This window comes from Albibacillus kandeliae (assembly GCF_003116585.1).
GTDB classification, from domain to species: domain Bacteria; phylum Pseudomonadota; class Alphaproteobacteria; order Rhodobacterales; family Rhodobacteraceae; genus Albibacillus; species Albibacillus kandeliae.
In genome coordinates this window covers 648,374-666,625 of record NZ_QEHM01000001.1, presented here as the reverse complement: position 1 = coordinate 666,625, position 18,252 = coordinate 648,374, and the positions used below count along the sequence as shown (strand labels likewise).

The following is an 18,252-nucleotide window of genomic DNA, read 5'->3' as shown; positions in this document are numbered from 1 at the left end:
GAAAGGTTGCCGCAAGGGAAACCAGCGCTGTCGGCGGCAAGATGTGGAAGGTGTTTTGCCGCCTCCTGCCAGATATGGTAGGCTGGCGGGTATCATCGAGTTATCCCCCGAGATATCCAGATTGCCCGTTACCGACCCGATTTGGTAACACATCCGAACCACTAAGAGACCGCACCAAGGCGGCGTGACCTGAGGGACGAGATGAACGAGATTACCGGATTCGACGCGCGCCAGGCCAATGTCCAGACGCCCGAAACCATGCCGCACTCGGTCGAGGCAGAGCAGCAGCTCCTCGGTGCGATCCTGACCAACAACGACGTCTATGACCGCGTTGCCTCGATCATCGGCTCCAAGCATTTCTACGACCCGGTGCACGCGCGCATCTTCGAGATCGCCGCCGCCCGCATCGCCAAGAACCAGCTTGCCTCGCCGGTTACGCTCAAGACCTTCATGGAGGACGACGAGGGCCTCAAGGAACTCGGCGGCCCCGCCTACCTCGCCCGCCTTGCCGGCACCGCGATGAGCGCCTTTGCCGTGCGCGACTACGCACAGATGATCTATGACCTCGCGATCCGCCGCGAGCTGATCCAGCTGGGCCGCGACATTTCGGACAAGGCATCGCGCGTCGATATCTCCAGCGAGCCCAAGGAACAGATCGTTGAGGCCGAACAGCATCTCTACCGGCTCTCCGAACAGGGCCAGACCGAAAGCGGCTTCCAGAGCTTCCTGCGCGCCGTCACCGAGGCGGTGAACGTCGCCAACGTCGCTTATCAGCGCGAGGGCGGCCTTGCGGGCATCTCGACCGGGCTGCTCGACATGGACGGCAAGCTCGGCGGCCTGCACAAGTCCGACCTTCTTATCCTCGCCGGACGTCCTTCGATGGGCAAGACGTCGCTGGCCACCAACATCGCCTTCAACGTCGCCAAGGCCTACAAGAAGGGCCGCATGCCCGATGGCACCGAAGGTGCCGTGCAGGGCGGGGTGGTCGGTTTCTATTCACTCGAGATGAGCGCCGAGCAGCTCGCGGGCAGGATCCTCGCGGAAGCCTCCGAAATTTCGTCCCACAAGATCAGGCAGGGGGACATGACCGAAGCGGAATTCCGTCGCTTCGTGGAGGCAGCCAAGGCACTTGAGGCCTGCCCGCTTTACATCGACGACACCCCGGCGCTGCCCATCTCGCAGCTGGCCGCCCGCGCGCGCCGCCTCAAGCGGACCCACGGGCTCGACCTGCTGATCATCGACTATCTTCAGCTGGTGCGCGGCACCGGCCGTTCGGAAAGCCGGGTGAACGAGATCTCCGAGATCACCATGGGCATGAAGGCCATCGCCAAGGAACTGAACATCCCGGTGATCGCGCTCTCCCAGCTCTCGCGTCAGGTGGAAAGCCGCGACGACAAGCGGCCGCAGCTGTCGGACCTGCGGGAATCCGGCTCGATCGAACAGGACGCCGACGTGGTGATGTTCGTCTACCGTGGCGAGTACTACAAGGAACGGGAGAAACCCGGCGAAGAGAACGTCGAGGCCATGGCCAAGTGGATCGAGGACATGGAGCGCCTGCATGGCAAGGCCGAGGTCATCGTCGGCAAGCAGCGTCACGGCCCCATCGGCACCATCGAACTGGCCTTCGAGGCGCAATTCACCCGTTTCGGCAACCTTGCCAAACCCTGGCAGCAGGGACCGTCCGGCGGGGACGAATACTAGACCGAACCGCGTAATTCCTGCGCACCGAACCGCCATTCCGCCCGGAGCACGAACACGTGACTGGACAGGCTCCGCCTGCTCTGGCGCAATTCCCTCATGCTCCGGTCTCTCGCGCTCTCCCTCTCTATCGCGGCCGCCCCCCTCGCGGCCCAGGAGGCATCGGAGTACGACGAGGTCGATATCGAGCTGTTTCTTGCGGTCGATGTCTCGCGGTCCATGTCCCCCTACGAACTCGAACTCCAGCGCCGTGGCTATGCCGAGGCGCTGACCCATCCCGATGTGCTCAGCGCCATCCGGGGCGGCCTGATCGGGCGCATCGCCCTCACCTACGTGGAATGGGCCGGGTCCAACGCGCAGAACGTCGTGGTGCCCTGGACGCTGATCGACAATGACGCCACCGCCGCCGACGTCGCCGCGACCCTGTCGGCCGAACCGAGTTCAGGCATGCGGCGTACCTCGATCTCCGGCGCGCTCGCCTTCGCCGCCGGGTCGTTCCACTCCAACGACTTCCAGGGCCTGCGCCGGGTCATCGACATCTCGGGCGATGGTCCCAACAACCAGGGCCTCCCGGTCCTCGAAGCCCGCGCCGCGGTGCTCGACCAGGGCATCATCATCAACGGGCTCCCCCTGATGACCGAGGACGAGGTCAGTTCCCGCTGGGGCATCGAAGATCTCGACATCTACTACAACGAATGCGTGATCGGCGGCCCCGGGTCCTTCATGATTCCGGTGCATGGCTGGAGCGCCTTCGCCGAGGCGGTGCGCCGCAAGCTGGTGCTGGAAATCGCAGGCGCGCAGGACGCCGAATTTTCCAGCCTTCACAAGGCCTACTCCTACGACTGCATGATCGGCGAGAAGATCTGGGAACGAAACTTCGGCGGGTTTTTCTCGCCCTGAGCCCAGCGGAGCGGCGCTCGGCGGTCCCTCGCCTGCAGAGAGGCATCATTCCCTCTTGACGCCCCGCGCCCCCATGTCATGAACGGGGCATGAGCAGTGGCCATCTAACTATCGACCTGAGCGCACTCGCGTCCAACTGGCGGACCCTGAGCGCGATCAGCACATGCGAAGCCGGTGCCGTCGTCAAGGCGGACGGCTACGGACTCGGCGCGGCGCAGGTTGCCGCTGCCTTGGCAAAAGCGGGCGCCCGGCGGTTCTTTGTCGCCGCCGCCGAAGAAGGCGTCGCCGTGCGCAAGGCGCTCGGCCCCGGCCCGATGATCGGCGTCTTCTCCGGCCATATGACCGGCGATACCGACCTGATCCGCGACAACATGCTGACGCCGATGCTGAACTCGGTCGACCAGATGCTGCGCCATGTCGAGGCCCTGCCCGGTCATTCCTTCGGCGTCCAGCTCGATTCCGGCATGAACCGCCTCGGCATGGAAGCGGCGGAATGGGCCGCGCTCCGCGACATCGCACTCGGGCAGAAGCCGGTGCTGATCATGTCGCACCTCGCCTGTGCCGATGAACCCGACCACGAGATGAACGCCCGCCAGTTGCGCACCTTCCGCGAGATGACCGACGGTCTGAACGTGCCGCGCTCGCTCTCGGCGACCGGGGGCATCCTGCTGGGGCAGGACTACCACTTCGACCTCACCCGGCCCGGCGTCGGCCTCTACGGCGGCCGCCCCTTTGCCGAGGCGCTGCCCGTCGTCACCCTCGACCTGCCCGTGATCCAGGTGCGCGAGGTCCACCCCGGCGAAAGCGCGGGCTACGGCAACAGCTGGACGGCCACCCGGCCCAGCCGGATCGCCACTGTCGCTGCGGGCTACGCCGACGGCATCCACCGCGCGATCAGCAACCGCATCAACCTCTTCCACGGCGACCAGCCCTGCCCGATGGCCGGGCGCGTCTCGATGGACCTGATCACCGTCGATGTCACCGACGTCGCGGGCGACCCCGAGTTCCTGACCCTGATCGGCCCGCACCAGGGCGTCGACGCGGTCGCCGATATCGGCGGCACCATCGGCTACGAGGTGCTTACCTCGCTCGGTCGTCGCTACAGCCGGAGCTACAAGTGATGAGCAGTGTCCTGGCTCCGCTCGCGCTGATCGGCGCGCTCACCATGAACGTGCTGGCCAAGCTCGGCCGCTTCGTCCTCTTCCTGCTGCGCAGCTTCAGCCACATCTTCCGCCCGCCCTACTATCCCAAGGAATTCGCGATCTCGCTGCTGACCATCGGCTGGCTCTCGCTGCCCGTCGTCGGCCTCACCGCGATCTTCACCGGCGGCGCGCTGGCGCTCCAGATCTACTCCGGCGGCGCCCGCTTCAACGCCGAGGCGGTGGTGCCCCAGATCGTCGCTATCGGCATGGTGCGCGAACTCGGCCCCGTGCTCGTCGGCCTGATGATCGCCGCCCGCGTCACCTCCTCCATCGCCGCCGAAATCGCGACAATGAAGGTGACCGAGCAGATCGACGCGCTGGTGACCCTCTCGACCAACCCGATGAAGTACCTCGTGGTGCCGCGCCTTCTTGCCGCGCTGATCACCGTGCCCTTGCTGGTCGGCATCGGCGACATTATCGGGATCGCCGGAGGCTATGCCGTCGGGGTGCAGAACCTCGGGTTCAACCCGGCCGCCTATCTCAAGAACACCGCCGACTTCCTCGAGCTGCGCGACATCGTGTCGAGCCTCGTCAAGGGGGGTGTCTTCGGCGTCATCGCCGCGCTGATGGGCTGCTTCTACGGCATGCACTCCGATCGCGGCGCACAGGGCGTGGGCCGCGCCACCAAGGGCAGCGTCGAGGCCGCCGCCATCCTCATCCTCGCCGCCAACTTCGTGCTCACGGGACTGTTCTTCTCGGTATGATACGTCTGGATAATGTTCATAAGACCTTCGGCAGCAACCGCGTCCTGCGCGGCCTGACCCTCGAAATCGAGCGCGGGACGTCGATGGTGATCATCGGCGGCTCCGGCACGGGCAAGTCCGTGGCGCTGAAATGCATCCTCGGCCTCGTTACGCCCGACAGTGGGACCATCACCGTCGACGGTCAGCAGGCCGGCACCGGCGACCGCGATGCCTTCCTTGCCCGCTTTGGCATGCTGTTCCAGGGCGGCGCCCTCTTCGACTCGCTCCCGGTCTGGCAGAACGTCTCGTTCCGCCACCTGCGCGGCTCGTTGAAGAAACCCAAGGAACAGGCCCGCGAGATCGCCATCGAGAAGCTGCGCCGCGTCGGCCTCAAGGCCAGCGTCGCCGACCAGCTGCCCGCCGAACTCTCCGGCGGCATGCAGAAGCGCGTGGGCCTCGCCCGCGCCATCGCCGCCGACCCCGAGATCATCTTCTTCGACGAACCGACCACCGGGCTCGACCCGATCATGGCCGGGGTGATCAACGACCTGATCCGCGAGATCGTGGTGGAAATGGGCGCCACCGCCATGACCATCACCCATGACATGAGCTCGGTCCGCGCCATCGCCGACAACGTCGCGATGCTGCACGAAGGCGTGATCAAGTGGACCGGCCCCGTCGCCCAGATGGACAACTCGGGCGATCCCTATCTCGAGCAGTTCATCACCGGCAGCGCCGAAGGCCCGATCGAAGCCATCCGTTAAAGCCCCTGATAGGCGTCCCACCTCCCGGCAGGCGGCGCGCCGCGAGTATTTAGGAAGAAAAGATGAACAGGCGCGCGCCCCTCATCTTTTCTCTTCAAATACTCATGTCACGCGCGCTCCAGCGGGCGCGCGGCGCGGCCCTCAGTACCCCATCGCCTTGCGCAGCATGTTCAGCGCGACCAGCGTCAGGAACACCGCAAAGACGCGCTTGAGCGGCTTGGGGTCCATCGCATGCGCGATCCTCACGCCCAGCGGGGCGGTCAGCAGGGTCATCGCGATGACCACCAGGAAGGTGGGCAGGTTCACCGCGCCGACGGTATAGGGCGGCCGCATGGCCGGGTCGATCGGCAGGAACAGGAAGCCGATCACCGAAGGCACCGCGATCAGCACGCCGAACCCGGCGGCGGTGGCGACGGCGCGGTGGATCGGGGTGTTGTAGAGGCTCATCAGCGGCACGCCAAAGCTGCCGCCACCGATGCCCATCAGCACCGAGAGGAAGCCGACGAAGGGCGACAGGATCGCGCGGCGAATGCCCTTGGGCATTTCCTCACCCAGCCGCCAGTCGGACTTGCCGAGGCCGAGGTAGGCGCCGATCACGATACCGAGGATACCGAAGACCATCTGCAGCGTCGTCGAGCGCAGCGAAGCGGCGACCATCACCCCGACGATGGCGCCGACGACGATGCCGGGCGCCCATCCGCGCAGGATCGACCAGTCGACCGCACCTTTGCGGTTGTGGCTGAGGACCGAGCGCACCGAGGTGACGATGATGGTGGCGAGCGACGTGGCAAGGCACATCTGCATCAGCTGCGGCCCGTCGTAGCCAAGCGTCTGGAAGGCATAGAAGAAGCAGGGCACCAGGACGATGCCGCCCCCGACCCCCAGCAGGCCCGCGAGAACCCCCGCCAGCGCCCCGATCGCCATCACGAGGGCCAGCATTTCGAGCAGCAGCGTGGTATCGGGCATCGTTTTTCCTTTGTCGTGCGCGAGGGATACGGCGCGATCTTTAGCGCAATGTGCAGGGGCGGCAAGGTGAAAGCCCTTGGCAGCGCCGTCACTCTGGCCTATCGGGGGTCAGGCGTCCCGCCAAGGGCGGGCGACTGAAATTCCGGAAAGGATGATGCCATGTTGCGCACCGGTCTCGTGCTGGGTCTGCTCGCTCTTGTCGGCCCCTTCGCCATCGACATGTACCTGCCCGCCATGCCGCGGATCGCAGGAGAGTTCAGCACGCCCGAAACATCGGTGCAGATGACGCTGACCGCCTACTTCCTCGCCTTCGGGATCGCGCAGCTGGTCTATGGCCCGCTGGCCGACCGGCTGGGCCGTCGACTGCCGATCCTTGCCGGGCTGGTGATCTTCGCGCTCGGCAGCGCCGGTGCGGCGCTGTCCCCGAGCGTCGAGGCGCTGGCCGGCTGGCGCTTCCTGCAGGGTCTGGGCGGCGCGGCGCTGATGGTGGTGCCCCGCGCCATCGTCCGCGACATGTACACCGGCCACCAGGCCACGCAGCTGATGGCGATGATCATGCTCGTGATCTCGGTCTCGCCGATGCTGGCGCCGCTCGCGGGCAGCGCCGTCATCGCCTTGGCGGGCTGGCGCGATATCTTCTGGATCCTCTCCGGCGCGGCGGTGCTCTCCATCCTGCTGACCATCTTCCTCCAGCCCGAGACCCTGCCCCTCGACCAGCGGCGGTCGATGAAGCTCGGCCAGATGCTGCGCAATGCCCGGGGTCTGCTGGCCGATCCGCAGTTCATGGGGCTGACCCTGATGGGCGGCTTCGGCATGGCGAGCTTCTTCGTCTTCATCGCCTCCGCGCCCTTCGTCTACACGCAGGCCTTCGGGCTGAGCCCGACCGGCTTCTCGCTGGCCTTCGCCGTCAACGCCATCGGCTTCTTCTCGGCCTCGCAGGCTGCCTCGACGCTGGGGCGCTGGATGGGAATGGAGCGGCTCGTGCGCACCGGTGTCGTCGGATTCGCATTCTTCTCGCTGGCGCTGGTGCCGCTGGGCATGGCCGGGCTCGCGACGCTGCCTGTGGTCATGGCCGGGCTGTTCCTCGCCAATGCCTGCCTCGGCGTGGTGATCCCCACGGCGATGGTCCTCGCCCTGGACGATCACGGTGAGGTCGCCGGGCTCGCCTCCTCGCTCGGCGGCACGCTGCAGATGCTGGCCGGGGGCATCATGATCGCCGCCGCCGGTCCCTTCTTCGACGGATCGGTGCTGCCGATGCTGGCCGCGATCGGCTTCTGCGGCGCCGCCGCGCTGCTGCTCAGCCTGCTGCTGCGCCCGCGTCGGCAACTGGCCTGAGGCCGGATCAGACCGGCTGTGCCTCTGCCGTCTCGGCGGCGGAGGCCAGCACGGTCGCCAGCGCCTCCTCGACCAGGTCGCCATTTGCGCCGGGACGATGCGCGCCCTCCGACAACATGCGCCGCCAGGCCCGCGCGCCCGGACGCCCAGCGAACAGCCCCAGCATGTGCCGGGTCACCTGGTGCAACCGGCCACCGGCCTCCAGATGCGCCGCGATATAGGGCAGCATCGCCCGCACTGCCGCCTCCGGCGCGACCGCCGCGCCAGTGCCGAAGATCTCGGGATCGGCAGCGCTCAGGATCGCGCTCGGGTCGTGGTAGGCCGCGCGCCCGATCATCACCCCGTCCAGCCCCGCCTCAAGGAACTCCCGTGCCGCCGCGAGCGAAGCGATCCCGCCGTTGATCGAGAGATGCAGGTGGGGAAAGCGCGCCTTCATGCGCAGCACGAGGTCGTAGTCGAGTGGCGGGATATCCCGGTTTTCCTTGGGCGACAGCCCCTGCAGCCAGGCCTTGCGCGCGTGTATGGTGATCCTTTGGCACCCGGCATCGGACATGCGCGACAGGAAATCCGGCAGCACCTGCTCGGGGTCCTGATCATCCACGCCGATCCGGCATTTCACCGTGACATCGACATCGACCGCCGCGCGCATCGCCGTGACGCACTCGGCCACCAGCACGGGGCGTTCCATCAGCACCGCCCCGAAACAGCCCGACTGCACCCGGTCCGAGGGGCAACCGCAGTTGAGGTTGATCTCGTCATACCCCGCCTCGGCCCCGATCCGCGCGGCCTCGGCCAGCTCCGCCGGATCGGACCCGCCAAGCTGAAGCGCCACGGGATGCTCCGCCGGATCATGGTCGAGCAGGTGCAGCGCCCCGCCCCGTACCAGCGCCGGCGAGGTCACCATCTCGGTATAAAGGAGCGCCTCGCGGCTCAGCTGGCGATGCAGGTAGCGGCAATGGCGGTCGGTCCAGTCCATCATCGGGGCGACGGAAAGGCGCGCGGCCGAACGGACACTGGGAATCCCTTGTTTCATTGGCTCTCCGGGAGGCTGTAGCATCCGCCTATTCCGTCACTTTGGCCGCTTTTCGCGGGTTTTCAGGCATCAGGGCCTACAATTGTAGGCCCGAGGTTGGAATTGTAGGCCCGTTTCGAGGCTCATATCAGCCCTCGGACCACACTTCAAACCTCACTACGACCTCGCAGAGCACGGACTTCTGTGAGAGCTGTGAAACCCCTTGAGGAAGTTCACGTCATTCCACCTCGATGACCCGATTTGCTGATCACCAGCAATGAAAGGACCCATCATGGGAACCATTAGATCGAACAACCGCAAAGACGGTTCCACCACCTACACCGCTCAGGTTCGCAGAAAGAAAAAGGGGAAGACCGTCTTCAACAAGGTCGAGACCTTCGACGACCTGAAGGAGGCCAAATCTTGGATTAAGCACGTCGAGAAGTGTCTTAGCGCGCCCGGCTTCGCGGCCGAACAGATCGAAAAACAGAGAGACAAGACGCTGGCCGAAACCATTAAGGCCTACATTGATGCGCACCCGGGGGACATCGGCAAGACGAAGCTCCAGTGCCTGAGGTCTCTCATGAGGTTCGACTTCGCGGCAAAGAACGTCACGACCATGACCGATAAGGACTTCCTTGATATCGCCAGATCGTTGCGTGTAGGCGATCAACCTGCGCCTATTGATCCATTGGCCGCTGACGAAAATTACTACGTCCTCAAGCCGCGGACACCGGCGACCGTAGCGGGATACATGTCGTATCTTGGTGTTGTGATTGAGCATGCCGGCCCACTCACGGGCCTTGTGATGCCGAAAGCATCGTTTCTCCAGGCTCGCAGCAGCTGCCGCCACTTCCGCCTTATCGGAAAATCGAAAAATAGGACTCGTCGCCCCACGATTGAGGAGTTGGATCAACTCATGGAGTATTTCGAGGCGTTCAGCGCAGAAGAGCCACGAGCCGTGCCAATGCATATGATCGTGCTTGCAGCGATCTTCCTTACCTACCGTCAGTCGGAACATACGCGGATCAAGTGGAAGGATCTCGAAGCCGATCTGGCCGATCAAGACCCGACGTTGACCATTCGGGACATGAAGCACCCGTCCGCGAAGCTCGGCAACGACGTCGAGGTCAGACTTCGAACGGAAGGCTTGGCTGTGATCCGAGCGATGCCGAGAACAGATGAGCGCATCTTTCCGTATCATCCCGACACGATCAGCCGACGCTTCACTCAAGCATGCAAAGTTCTCGGAATTGTGGACTTGCACTTCCATGATTTGCGCCACGAGGGAGTATCCCGGCTGTTCGAAATCGGATTGGATATCCCCCGAGTGCAACGACATACGGGCCACAAGAACTGGACGACGCTTCAGCGCTACGCCCACATCAAGCAGGACGACGACAAATTCGCCGATTGGCCTTGGCTCAAGCTGATTGGTCTTTGAAGAACTGAGGCCGGCCGCAAGGACTACACGCGGCCGGCCTTACCCACCCAAGGTTCTCCCCTCCGGGAAAGAAACCCTTCCCCACGCACAACAACCTCCAATGACAAGGATGGAAGAATGGACACGCTGCAATACACCATGATGACACTGTTGGCTTTCAACAACGGTGACCCAGTGATCAATATCGAGAAGGTCGCGCGGCACCACTTCGAACAGTCACCCGAAGCCTTTTTGAAGAAGATCGCTGCAAAGCAGCTGCTCATTCCGGTCACGCACATGGAACCCGACAACCGCAAGGGCAGGAAGGGCGTCCATGTCTTCGATCTGGCGAAGCACATCGAATCCCAGGCAGAACTGGCCCGCAAGCAGGTTGAGAAATATCGCTTTACGTGACAGAGATTCCGGCAGCCGGTTTCATCCAGCTATTGTGCTTCTTCAATAGCTGGATCACCGCTACCCGCTGAACGATGGGCTTCGACAATCTCATACCGCCCAATATACCCATCACCGACATCCGCCATGAAAAATCTCCGTCTCTATCCACAGACCTTCTGGCAGAGACGTCACAAGACAAGAACGTCCCAAATCAATGGGGCGGAAACGGCGCACCCCAGGTCGCCCGGGGGCCAACTGGAGCGTGGGGATGAAGAGACGGCAATGCGATCAACGGGATGATGTGATGCCATCGTCCGCTCCAGCGAAGATAGTGGCAAGAGACAGTGGCAAGGTAAGCTGGAGAACGCGAATATAACCTTCCGCAACAACGGCATAGGCGACATGCGTTGTGGCACGCCAAGTCCGCTGAAACCGCGCGACTTGGTCAGTCATAGGTAAGCTTTCTTGCCAGACGTTGTATCCGGTGGGAAGGCCCCTTGTAGGTTACCCTGCCCCGCAAATTCCCGCCATTCTCACGTGAGAGTTTAGCAGGAGTGATGCTGCCATCCAAAAGGCGCGCTTCGTCCTTAGCACGTGCTGCGGCTTTTTCAGCCGCACGCTCACGAAATGAAAATTGTTCCGGATCATCACTCATGGACCGATCATATCACATCGAGGCGTAGGCCCATAGCCGCTACATGGTGCAGGACCAACTCCGGCGCGGATGGGGAAAGTCGGCGTTCGGCGCGAGGCTTGCCACGCTACCAATGCAATAACCGGCGGCCTTCGGCCCTGACCTGCCTTTCATGGGACGGCCTGCCGCTGCGGTGCAGCTTCCCCGAAACGTTCATGCATGGCATCGTGCAGCATATTCTGGCTTACGAAGGTCAGTAGTGCGGACATTTCTGCCGTTGGTCGTAGGTGCTGACGCGCACAACTTGTTCGCGTAGCATATTGATGGCATATCTTGCGATATTGATCGGCAAAACCTCAACATCAGGGGGCTATGCATTGAGAAGGCTTCGTGATGAATGACGCAAAAGAATCAGAGGTTTTTGGTCGGTTTTCCGGAATTAGGGGGAAAGCACTCATTGTTGATGCCCTAAAAGATCAGAAAACAATCCTCGGCAATGCAGCAGCCGCAGAAGAATTGATGGCACGCGGCAATCTGGTATTCTTTCGTGAAGGGGAAATTCTTACATCTGAGGGTGACTGGGCCAATAGTATTATCTTCATTTTGGCTGGAAAAGTGCAAATCACGATCACAGGCTTCAAGGTTGCCGAACGCAGTGCGGGTCAGCATGTGGGAGAAATGGCACTGATCGATCCCTCGCAGCCGCGCTCGGCATCAGCGATAGCTTTGGAGCCAACCGCAACTCTGATCGTGTCGGAAGAAGATTTTGTAGCAGTCGCTGCACATCACCCAGACATGTGGCGGCAAATTTCAAAAGAAATAGCGGATCGTCTCCGCCAGCGCAAAAAGTTCATCCGCGCTTCAAACCCCGTTCCGTTCATGTTCGTCGCGTGCGCGGCTGAGTCGCTGCCCGTTGCCAAAGCAATACAAGCCTATTTCGAGGCGCGTGAAGTCGTCGTTGAAATCTGGACCGACGGCGTCTTCAAACCTTCTCAGTCAACTATGGAGAGTCTGGAGGCTAAATTGATGTCTGCGGATTTCACTGTTGCAGTTTTCAGTGCAGACGACAAAGTTGAGAGTCGGGGTGAAGAAAAGGTTGCTCCGCGCGACAATACAGTCTTTGAGTTGGGGCTTTTTGCAGGTGCGATCGGGCGAGCCAGGTCTTTCTTTGCCGTCCAGAAGGCCGAGGACATAAAGATACCCTCAGACTTGGCCGGCATCACTTCTTTGCGCTTTCATTGGCATGAAGGCTCGGAACCAGACATTTCGGAAGTTTGCGCCCAAGTTGAGGAACGCGTATCGGAACTTGGGCCCAGATAATCGGGTCGGTATTGGAGATAGTAAATGGGCCTAAAGAGTGACCTCGAAGAGGATGTAAAACGGATATATTCGTCTGTTTGGACGAGAAGGAAGGGCCAAAAGGTTCCGGAAGATACCGACCTAAGGGCCGGCAACGATGCCGTCGATCTTCAAGCGACCATTTTGTATACAGATTTGGATGAATCGACCAAGCTTGTAGACAACTACAAGGATGAGTTTGCCGCGGAAAACTACAAAACCTTCCTTCAGTGTGCCACCAAGATCATTAGGAGCGAGGGAGGGCATATTCGCTCATTTGACGGCGACCGGGTAATGGGGGTTTTCATCGGAGAAAGCAAAAATACATCTGCTGTGCGATGCGGCTTGAAAATCAATTATGCAGTGAAGCAGATCATCCAACCGAAGATGAACGCGCAATACAATACGAAATATGTCATGAAGCACGTTACCGGCATTGACTCAACTAATGTCATGGTCGCCAAAGCAGGAATTAGGAACTCGAACGACCTGGTATGGGTAGGAAAGGCGGCAAACCACGCGGCCAAGCTTTCCGCAATGTCATCGAGCCATCCGACTTGGATTTCGGATAAGGTATATGACGGCATGAATGATGACGTAAAATATTCTAAAGGCATCAATATGTGGGAGGAGCGACAATGGACTGCCCAAAATAACCGGCGCATATATCGCTCTACCTATTGGTGGTCGATAAGTTAGGCGCCGAATGAGAGGAATGGGCTTTGTGAGACGGGGGCTCGATCAAGTTCATATATTAGCCGGGCGCGAGATGCTTCGCCTCAATATCAAAGCTTGGCGCCAGGGTTTTGACTTATCACATACACGCCAAAGGAGCAGATTGTCCCGCGTTGTCGTCACTGAACCCGAGTGCAACGAAGGGCTGGTTCTCACCTTGAGCGACGGTGCTGGCGGAGCCGCAGCGAAGAACCGCTCATGCACGGCGCCCTGTGTGGATCAAAGATGATGGCCAACGCCCATAGCTGCCGTGCAAGAGGCAGCAGGTCACTGCGGTGCGGCTTCCCCGAACCGGCTATTCACGGCGTCGTGCAGCATGGCTGGGTAGGCCAAGGTCAACCGGGCCATCCTCAATCCCTCATGCAGCAGCGCCCGCGGACCTTGACCAGCGCTTCAAGATACTGCGGTGCGGCCCGTCATAGTGAACAGTTGCAGCAGCCATAATATCCGATGATGGGGGAGCTCACAGGGTGCGGACAACCCGACAATGGTTTCGTGCGCAATGAAGGATAGGTAAGACTTGTTTCATTGCCGCCATACCGAAAAGTGATAGTTGATGTTGGCGCATGGGGTTTCCGATCGAGATCATCGGTCACTGACTTAGTGGTTTTGATAGAACCAACCCTGATGCTGTTTCATCCGAACCAAAGCTCGGTGAGATATGAAAGCTATTCATTTCATTATGCATCTGGCAAAGCACTCTAAGCTCGTCTTCATCTATCTCGTATAGGGCGGACAAATTATGCTCGTCAGACTTGGAGGCCTCCAGAATCACTTTAAGGGGCCAACCTGGATCAATCCGGCCCTCTAAGAAGTTTGACCCCAACTCTTTAATTTTCCTGCCGACATTGCCCTGCAAGTTAAACTTAGCTAAGTCGGCCTGGTAAAAGGATACCCCGAACTCTGAAGCCTTCTTGCTCAGCGGTAAGAAATCTTGGTCAGAGGAAACTACACAAATCACGTCAGCTTCATAATTGTAAAGAGCATCCATGGCGCGAATCACAATGCGCGTATCAACCTCCTTCTCGCCAAATCTGTTAATCCCTTTCGGCCCTACGTGGTAACAAAAAAAACCTTGCTGAGATTGAGAGTATTCTGGATTAGCTTTCAACTTTGCAATGAAGTCATCGTAAGCATTGTAATCGCGTTCACTTCCATAAATTTCGATGACTCCTTTGCTCGCATTCTCGGCGAGCCTTTGCAGATTGATATTTCCGGACCGCGCCTCTTTGCGTAGCTTCCACTCAATATCTTTGTGGGGTGCTGGCGCATAGAAAAGATCAAACTGGGGGGAAAACTTCAAATATGTCTTACTTGAATTGATCCATATACCCTCGTTGTCCGTCGTTCGGATGTCCTCTGTGACACCATCAAAGTCTGCGAACTCTCCTCCTGCGTGCTCTATGACACTCCTTTTAATCCTTTCAAAGGCATCATAAATTTGAAAGAAGGCGAAGCGACTTAAAATGAGCCCGTCCCTGATAGGCATCCCAGCCTCAGAAAGCCACTTATGCAAGCGCATATACATTCCGTTGAGATCAACTTGAATGAGCACTCTGCAAGTCTCGACTTTTCCGCCAGCTTGTTTGATGGCTTTCGTTGCCACTTCTTCTCTGGCAAACGAGAACTCTCTCCATTTCTCAGGTGCATAGTCGGAGACTTTAATATCTCTATTCCGTGGATTTCGGTCACCAAAGTTACCAATCATTTATCTTTCCGTCATAGAGTGTCTCTGCTTTCGGCCACCCTACCGTCATGGAGCAGAGCTTCAAGAGCTTGATCGCAGCCCAAGCGACAATTTTGACTGATGTCGTCTTTAGGCACAGAAATTTTTGCAACCGGCAGCATCCGCACATTGGTCTCCCTAACACCACTGGATCGATGTCGGTATTGGTGGATTTGACCTCTCATTTGACAGCCGCTTTCACCAGGTTACCCCAGATATCGCTCGCTTGCAGCGAAAGGCCACTTCCCGCCGGTTTGATCCGAGGCTCAACCGGCTCCAAGCAGTTGCGTCAGACGGATCGGCCTGTCGATGATCAGGCTGCAAGTTTAAGGCCCCCAAAGACTTGGGCGACGCGGATTTACTCCGACCAAAGCTTTCCGTTTTTGTCGACCCGCGCAAACTTTTGCGGACCGCGCACGATTAAGCGAGATCCTACAACACGTTCGGTCCATCGGTCCACAACCGCTGTCGCGTTCTTCGGACTGAACTCCCCGAACTGCGCGAGCACGTCGCCTATGACAGGGACAACGCCTGACCCCAGCCCCTTTGCGCCCCCTCAAAGAGAACATCTGCCGCCTTTTCACAGCTTTTGTCCGCCACAATTCACCTTCCGACTTCCTGCGACTTCCGTCCGAAAATTTGCGACCTGAGTTCAAGAACTTGCGACCCACGTCCGAGGTTCTGCGACTTTCAGCCGGGATTTTGCGACCTTGCCCCGATAGTTCGCGACCAGACCCACGTTTTTCTTCGTGTTCACAGTGGGTTACGACCCCCTGAATCTGGTGAATCTGGTGAATCCAAAGAAATGGATGAAAGCAGCGCCCTTCGTGCGCTGGTTTGGTCGGTAGGGCACAGGATCACGTTCAGGCGCACGCAGCACAGGGCGTCCACGAACTTTTTCCTTCGGTCGTAGAGAAAGCGACCAATATTCCCTGCATGAAAGTTGCAGAGACATACCAAGCACTCAATGGTGATACCCCGCCGGCCCATCTCCTGCGGGCCGGCGGCGCCTTTACGCTCAAGACTGCACTGCTGTTGCTCGCGGAATTCGAAAGCCTTCCCCTTGTTGCCATGTCCTACTCTGGCACGGAACTCGCTACGAAATTCCCCCGCGATGTCATTCCTGTTCAGGCACAAGGCACCTTCAAGTCTGAGCTGACCCGTTATCAGTCCTGGCGCAGACGGCTTCTCGACCTGCAATTGCTTACGGACGGCACGAGGGTCGACGATGATCCCATTACAGGGTTGCAGCGTGTCGCGCGGATCGAGATCGGCGACTGGGCAGTCAATTCCTTCTACACTTTGCGCAAGGTCCTGCCGGAAGCCACGGACCCGGCAGCCATAGATCGGTCAATTGCGCTCCGGATCAATGCCGAGCTGTCAGGGTTCGTCCTGTCCAACTTCCGGCAATCGATCAGCGTTATGGACCGCTTGCAGGAGAGCGCTCTGGCGAAGGGGACAGGCCTCCTCCCGGCGGAGCCGATTGGTCCCCTCCCCTCCGATAGCGATCATCGCAGATATGCCCCCCTACCGGACAAACTCGCGAAGGAATTCGAGAGAGCTCCAGCCAATGTCCGTTGTGCGATCCCGTTCATCTATCGTATCGCGGTGATGCGGGGCCTAATCTCATCGTCGGAAAACATCTCCACAAAAGACCTGGTGTGCGGTTCCAATGAAGTCGTCCTACTCGGCCTTGACCCTGCTGAATTTGGATTTGAACGACCTGCGAAGGCGACGCTCAAAATCTATGTGCAACGGCTCGTGCGCCACGTCGGTCCCGTGGATGCTCCCAGACGGTCATCAGCGGATCCAGTGGAGCACGCCTGGTCTGAACTTCGGCACGAATTGTCTCGCCGGGGACTGAAATCCGTGATGAACAGGACAATTGCGGTGTCCGGGCAAGCCGTCCCCCAAAGCCTCCGCCCGGCAGACATTACGCCTGGGTGGATTGTAGAGACGGAAATGTCCCTGTCCGGCACGAAGCTATCCCAGTTCAGGACCGGCATCTTTGCGATCGACGCCCTCTCCGAACTCCATGACTTCCCTTCAAGCCTGCTGCCGAACAGTAAGAGCGGTCTGGTGAGACAGCGTAGACCGGCAAAAAAGAAAGACAGATAGACAAAGAGCGTCATGGTGAACTCCACATCCTTCGACGCCCACGCGCAGACCCGTTGACCATGTGGAAATGCTCTCCCGATAGCCCGAAAATCACAGCTTTCAACGCTCCCGAAAAATTCATCGCCAGGATGACTTTATTGACGTGCACCAGGGCAACCCAACTTGGAGGAAATTTCATTAACAATTTATGTCTCGACCTACGCGATGTCCGCGTCTGGCTCAATCAATGCTACCCCGGCATCGTGCTCGGCCTTGTCGCGGACGTGAACTGGACTTACCAGTCCGGCGATATTGCGGACGCTGTTCCGTTCTGCGCGCGACAAGATGCTGGCAAGATCATACAGTCAGACACGAAGCGGGCGATGTCTGCGCTCGGCTATAGGATCGCACCATCCGGCATGGATGTATTTCAGATCTGGGCGGCGCCACACGACCATTTGTCAGCCCACCAACTTGTTCGGTGCCTCGGTCGAGTGAAAGCAGCTCTTGCCGGCAACTACCAACCACCGGAGGACTACTCCCGCCTCCGGCCACCTGTGGGCGAACATTCGCAAGGTCCAGTCGACGACAACTTCTGATCCGGAAGAGGGCGCCGGGGCCTTGGCCCCCGCCAGATATTCCGAAGGCACCCGCGTCATGAAGCAGCTTCCCTGTCGGTGTCTTGGAGCCCCCTTCTCACTGAATTTCCGGTTCGGATGAACGGGACCCATCTCCTCGCAAAGGAGATGCCCCATGTCGTTCGACCTCTTTCACGATCCGATCATTCCAGCCAAACCCGCCGGTCTCACAACCGACGAAATGCAGCGTTTCCTCGGAGTCGGCCGCAACAACGTGACCGCCATTGCGCGTCGGTTCCGGATCGAAAAGCTGCACGGCCTTTACCCCGAACCGATCATATGGCGCCAGCTCTTCGGGATTGCGCCAGAAGACGAAGACGCACGTGCCTTGCTCCGGGAACCACTCGTGGACAGCTGCTGGGTCAGCCAGGCGACTGGCGTCCCGCGATCAACGCTCCGGGGATGCTTGCGGAGTGGCCGCTGGCAATACGACGACGGCGTGCAACTCGGTGACGATGATCCCGAAAAACCGCCACGCCTACGGCGGTGGATCCCGGCGCTGATACGAACCGCGGTTCTGGGGTCCCCCGCCCCGGCTTTCGCCAGTGTCGCCCCCATTCCAAAGACATCCTGGCCCGCAAGGGAACCTGATCGAACCCGTCGTCAGGAGTCCGCGAAAGCCACCGCAGCTGAGATCGAATCCAGTGTGTTTTCAACTCTGTTTGCCGCTCCAGGCGGGAAGCCCCAATAGCGCCGAAAATAACA

17 protein-coding genes are annotated in these 18,252 nt (G+C 60.1%); 13 read left to right on the top strand and 4 right to left on the bottom strand.

The window, feature by feature from the left end; genetic code table 11:
* Positions 1–201 precede the first annotated feature (201 nt).
* From DDT93_RS03125 to DDT93_RS03105, 5 genes are all read left to right on the top strand, one after another.
* Positions 202–1,701: a replicative DNA helicase gene (locus DDT93_RS03125; RefSeq protein ID WP_109464324.1), complete on the top strand. Its 1,500-nt coding sequence runs from the start codon at positions 202–204 to the stop codon at positions 1,699–1,701.
* 96 nt (positions 1,702–1,797) lie between these two features.
* Positions 1,798–2,598, top strand: coding sequence for a DUF1194 domain-containing protein (locus tag DDT93_RS03120; RefSeq protein ID WP_109464323.1), 801 nt, complete (start codon positions 1,798–1,800; stop codon positions 2,596–2,598).
* A gap of 89 nt (positions 2,599–2,687) precedes the next feature.
* Positions 2,688–3,719 (top strand): alanine racemase, encoded by a 1,032-nt coding sequence (gene alr / locus DDT93_RS03115; protein ID WP_109464322.1) that lies wholly within the window; start codon positions 2,688–2,690, stop codon positions 3,717–3,719.
* Complete coding sequence (locus tag DDT93_RS03110; RefSeq protein ID WP_109464321.1) at positions 3,719–4,504, top strand: MlaE family ABC transporter permease; 786 nt, start codon at positions 3,719–3,721, stop codon at positions 4,502–4,504. The genes alr and DDT93_RS03110 overlap by 1 nt, the downstream gene beginning before the upstream one ends.
* Complete coding sequence (locus DDT93_RS03105) at positions 4,501–5,247, top strand: ABC transporter ATP-binding protein (protein ID WP_109464320.1); 747 nt, start codon at positions 4,501–4,503, stop codon at positions 5,245–5,247. Before DDT93_RS03110 ends, DDT93_RS03105 begins: the two co-directional genes overlap by 4 nt.
* Before the next feature lie 141 nt (positions 5,248–5,388).
* Here the strand turns inward: DDT93_RS03105 and DDT93_RS03100 are convergent, their stop codons facing one another.
* Entirely contained in the window at positions 5,389–6,213 is an 825-nt protein-coding gene (locus DDT93_RS03100; RefSeq protein WP_109464319.1) for a sulfite exporter TauE/SafE family protein, read from the bottom strand.
* 159 nt (positions 6,214–6,372) lie between these two features.
* On the opposite strand from DDT93_RS03100, the gene DDT93_RS03095 reads away from it, so the two are divergent.
* Complete coding sequence (locus DDT93_RS03095; RefSeq protein ID WP_109464318.1) at positions 6,373–7,548, top strand: multidrug effflux MFS transporter; 1,176 nt, start codon at positions 6,373–6,375, stop codon at positions 7,546–7,548.
* A 7-nt stretch (positions 7,549–7,555) separates the two neighbouring features.
* Here the strand turns inward: DDT93_RS03095 and dusA are convergent, their stop codons facing one another.
* A complete protein-coding gene (gene dusA / locus DDT93_RS03090; protein ID WP_109464317.1) occupies positions 7,556–8,581 on the bottom strand; it encodes a tRNA dihydrouridine(20/20a) synthase DusA in 1,026 nt (341 codons plus the stop codon).
* Positions 8,582–8,852: 271 nt separating this feature from the next.
* On the opposite strand from dusA, the gene DDT93_RS26875 reads away from it, so the two are divergent.
* Together DDT93_RS26875 and DDT93_RS03080 are read left to right on the top strand one after the other, a co-directional pair.
* Complete coding sequence (locus tag DDT93_RS26875) at positions 8,853–10,004, top strand: site-specific integrase (protein WP_157960085.1); 1,152 nt, start codon at positions 8,853–8,855, stop codon at positions 10,002–10,004.
* A gap of 117 nt (positions 10,005–10,121) precedes the next feature.
* Positions 10,122–10,397: a pyocin activator PrtN family protein gene (locus tag DDT93_RS03080; RefSeq protein ID WP_109464315.1), complete on the top strand. Its 276-nt coding sequence runs from the start codon at positions 10,122–10,124 to the stop codon at positions 10,395–10,397.
* A 427-nt stretch (positions 10,398–10,824) separates the two neighbouring features.
* Here the strand turns inward: DDT93_RS03080 and DDT93_RS26370 are convergent, their stop codons facing one another.
* On the bottom strand, positions 10,825–11,034 hold the full coding sequence (locus tag DDT93_RS26370) for a hypothetical protein (protein WP_157960084.1): 210 nt from the start codon (positions 11,032–11,034) through the stop codon (positions 10,825–10,827).
* 372 nt (positions 11,035–11,406) lie between these two features.
* On the opposite strand from DDT93_RS26370, the gene DDT93_RS03075 reads away from it, so the two are divergent.
* Together DDT93_RS03075 and DDT93_RS03070 are read left to right on the top strand one after the other, a co-directional pair.
* Entirely contained in the window at positions 11,407–12,333 is a 927-nt protein-coding gene (locus DDT93_RS03075; RefSeq protein ID WP_109464314.1) for a TIR domain-containing protein, read from the top strand.
* A 24-nt stretch (positions 12,334–12,357) separates the two neighbouring features.
* Positions 12,358–13,050: an adenylate/guanylate cyclase domain-containing protein gene (locus tag DDT93_RS03070; protein WP_109464313.1), complete on the top strand. Its 693-nt coding sequence runs from the start codon at positions 12,358–12,360 to the stop codon at positions 13,048–13,050.
* A gap of 628 nt (positions 13,051–13,678) precedes the next feature.
* On the opposite strand, the gene DDT93_RS03065 is transcribed toward DDT93_RS03070, so the two are convergent.
* Positions 13,679–14,794: an NYN domain-containing protein gene (locus tag DDT93_RS03065; protein WP_109464312.1), complete on the bottom strand. Its 1,116-nt coding sequence runs from the start codon at positions 14,792–14,794 to the stop codon at positions 13,679–13,681.
* A gap of 954 nt (positions 14,795–15,748) precedes the next feature.
* Here DDT93_RS03065 and DDT93_RS03060 point away from each other — a divergent pair.
* From DDT93_RS03060 to DDT93_RS03055, 3 genes are all read left to right on the top strand, one after another.
* Complete coding sequence (locus tag DDT93_RS03060) at positions 15,749–16,930, top strand: hypothetical protein (protein ID WP_109464311.1); 1,182 nt, start codon at positions 15,749–15,751, stop codon at positions 16,928–16,930.
* A gap of 53 nt (positions 16,931–16,983) precedes the next feature.
* The gene (locus tag DDT93_RS26365) at positions 16,984–17,508 is read left to right on the top strand and encodes a hypothetical protein (RefSeq protein ID WP_157960083.1); all 525 of its coding nucleotides are present in this window, start codon (positions 16,984–16,986) and stop codon (positions 17,506–17,508) included.
* 154 nt (positions 17,509–17,662) lie between these two features.
* The gene (locus DDT93_RS03055) at positions 17,663–18,238 is read left to right on the top strand and encodes a hypothetical protein (RefSeq protein WP_109464310.1); all 576 of its coding nucleotides are present in this window, start codon (positions 17,663–17,665) and stop codon (positions 18,236–18,238) included.
* The last annotated feature ends 14 nt before the right edge of the window (positions 18,239–18,252 follow it).

Excerpts from the sequence above, each read along its gene's own strand:
- DDT93_RS03105 (WP_109464320.1), top strand. The coding sequence starts at position 4,501 with ATGATACGTCTGGATAATGTTCATAAGACCTTCGGCAGCAACCGCGTC.
- DDT93_RS03070 (WP_109464313.1), top strand. The coding sequence starts at position 12,358 with ATGGGCCTAAAGAGTGACCTCGAAGAGGATGTAAAACGGATATATTCG.
- DDT93_RS03125 (WP_109464324.1), top strand. The coding sequence starts at position 202 with ATGAACGAGATTACCGGATTCGACGCGCGCCAGGCCAATGTCCAGACG.
- DDT93_RS26370 (WP_157960084.1), bottom strand. The coding sequence starts at position 11,034 with ATGAGTGATGATCCGGAACAATTTTCATTTCGTGAGCGTGCGGCTGAA.
- alr (WP_109464322.1), top strand. The coding sequence starts at position 2,688 with ATGAGCAGTGGCCATCTAACTATCGACCTGAGCGCACTCGCGTCCAAC.
- DDT93_RS03100 (WP_109464319.1), bottom strand. The coding sequence starts at position 6,213 with ATGCCCGATACCACGCTGCTGCTCGAAATGCTGGCCCTCGTGATGGCG.
- DDT93_RS03060 (WP_109464311.1), top strand. The coding sequence starts at position 15,749 with ATGAAAGTTGCAGAGACATACCAAGCACTCAATGGTGATACCCCGCCG.
- DDT93_RS26875 (WP_157960085.1), top strand. The coding sequence starts at position 8,853 with ATGGGAACCATTAGATCGAACAACCGCAAAGACGGTTCCACCACCTAC.
- dusA (WP_109464317.1), bottom strand. The coding sequence starts at position 8,581 with ATGAAACAAGGGATTCCCAGTGTCCGTTCGGCCGCGCGCCTTTCCGTC.
- DDT93_RS03065 (WP_109464312.1), bottom strand. The coding sequence starts at position 14,794 with ATGATTGGTAACTTTGGTGACCGAAATCCACGGAATAGAGATATTAAA.
- DDT93_RS03080 (WP_109464315.1), top strand. The coding sequence starts at position 10,122 with ATGGACACGCTGCAATACACCATGATGACACTGTTGGCTTTCAACAAC.
- DDT93_RS03120 (WP_109464323.1), top strand. The coding sequence starts at position 1,798 with ATGCTCCGGTCTCTCGCGCTCTCCCTCTCTATCGCGGCCGCCCCCCTC.
- DDT93_RS03095 (WP_109464318.1), top strand. The coding sequence starts at position 6,373 with ATGTTGCGCACCGGTCTCGTGCTGGGTCTGCTCGCTCTTGTCGGCCCC.
- DDT93_RS03110 (WP_109464321.1), top strand. The coding sequence starts at position 3,719 with ATGAGCAGTGTCCTGGCTCCGCTCGCGCTGATCGGCGCGCTCACCATG.
- DDT93_RS03075 (WP_109464314.1), top strand. The coding sequence starts at position 11,407 with ATGAATGACGCAAAAGAATCAGAGGTTTTTGGTCGGTTTTCCGGAATT.
- DDT93_RS03055 (WP_109464310.1), top strand. The coding sequence starts at position 17,663 with ATGTCGTTCGACCTCTTTCACGATCCGATCATTCCAGCCAAACCCGCC.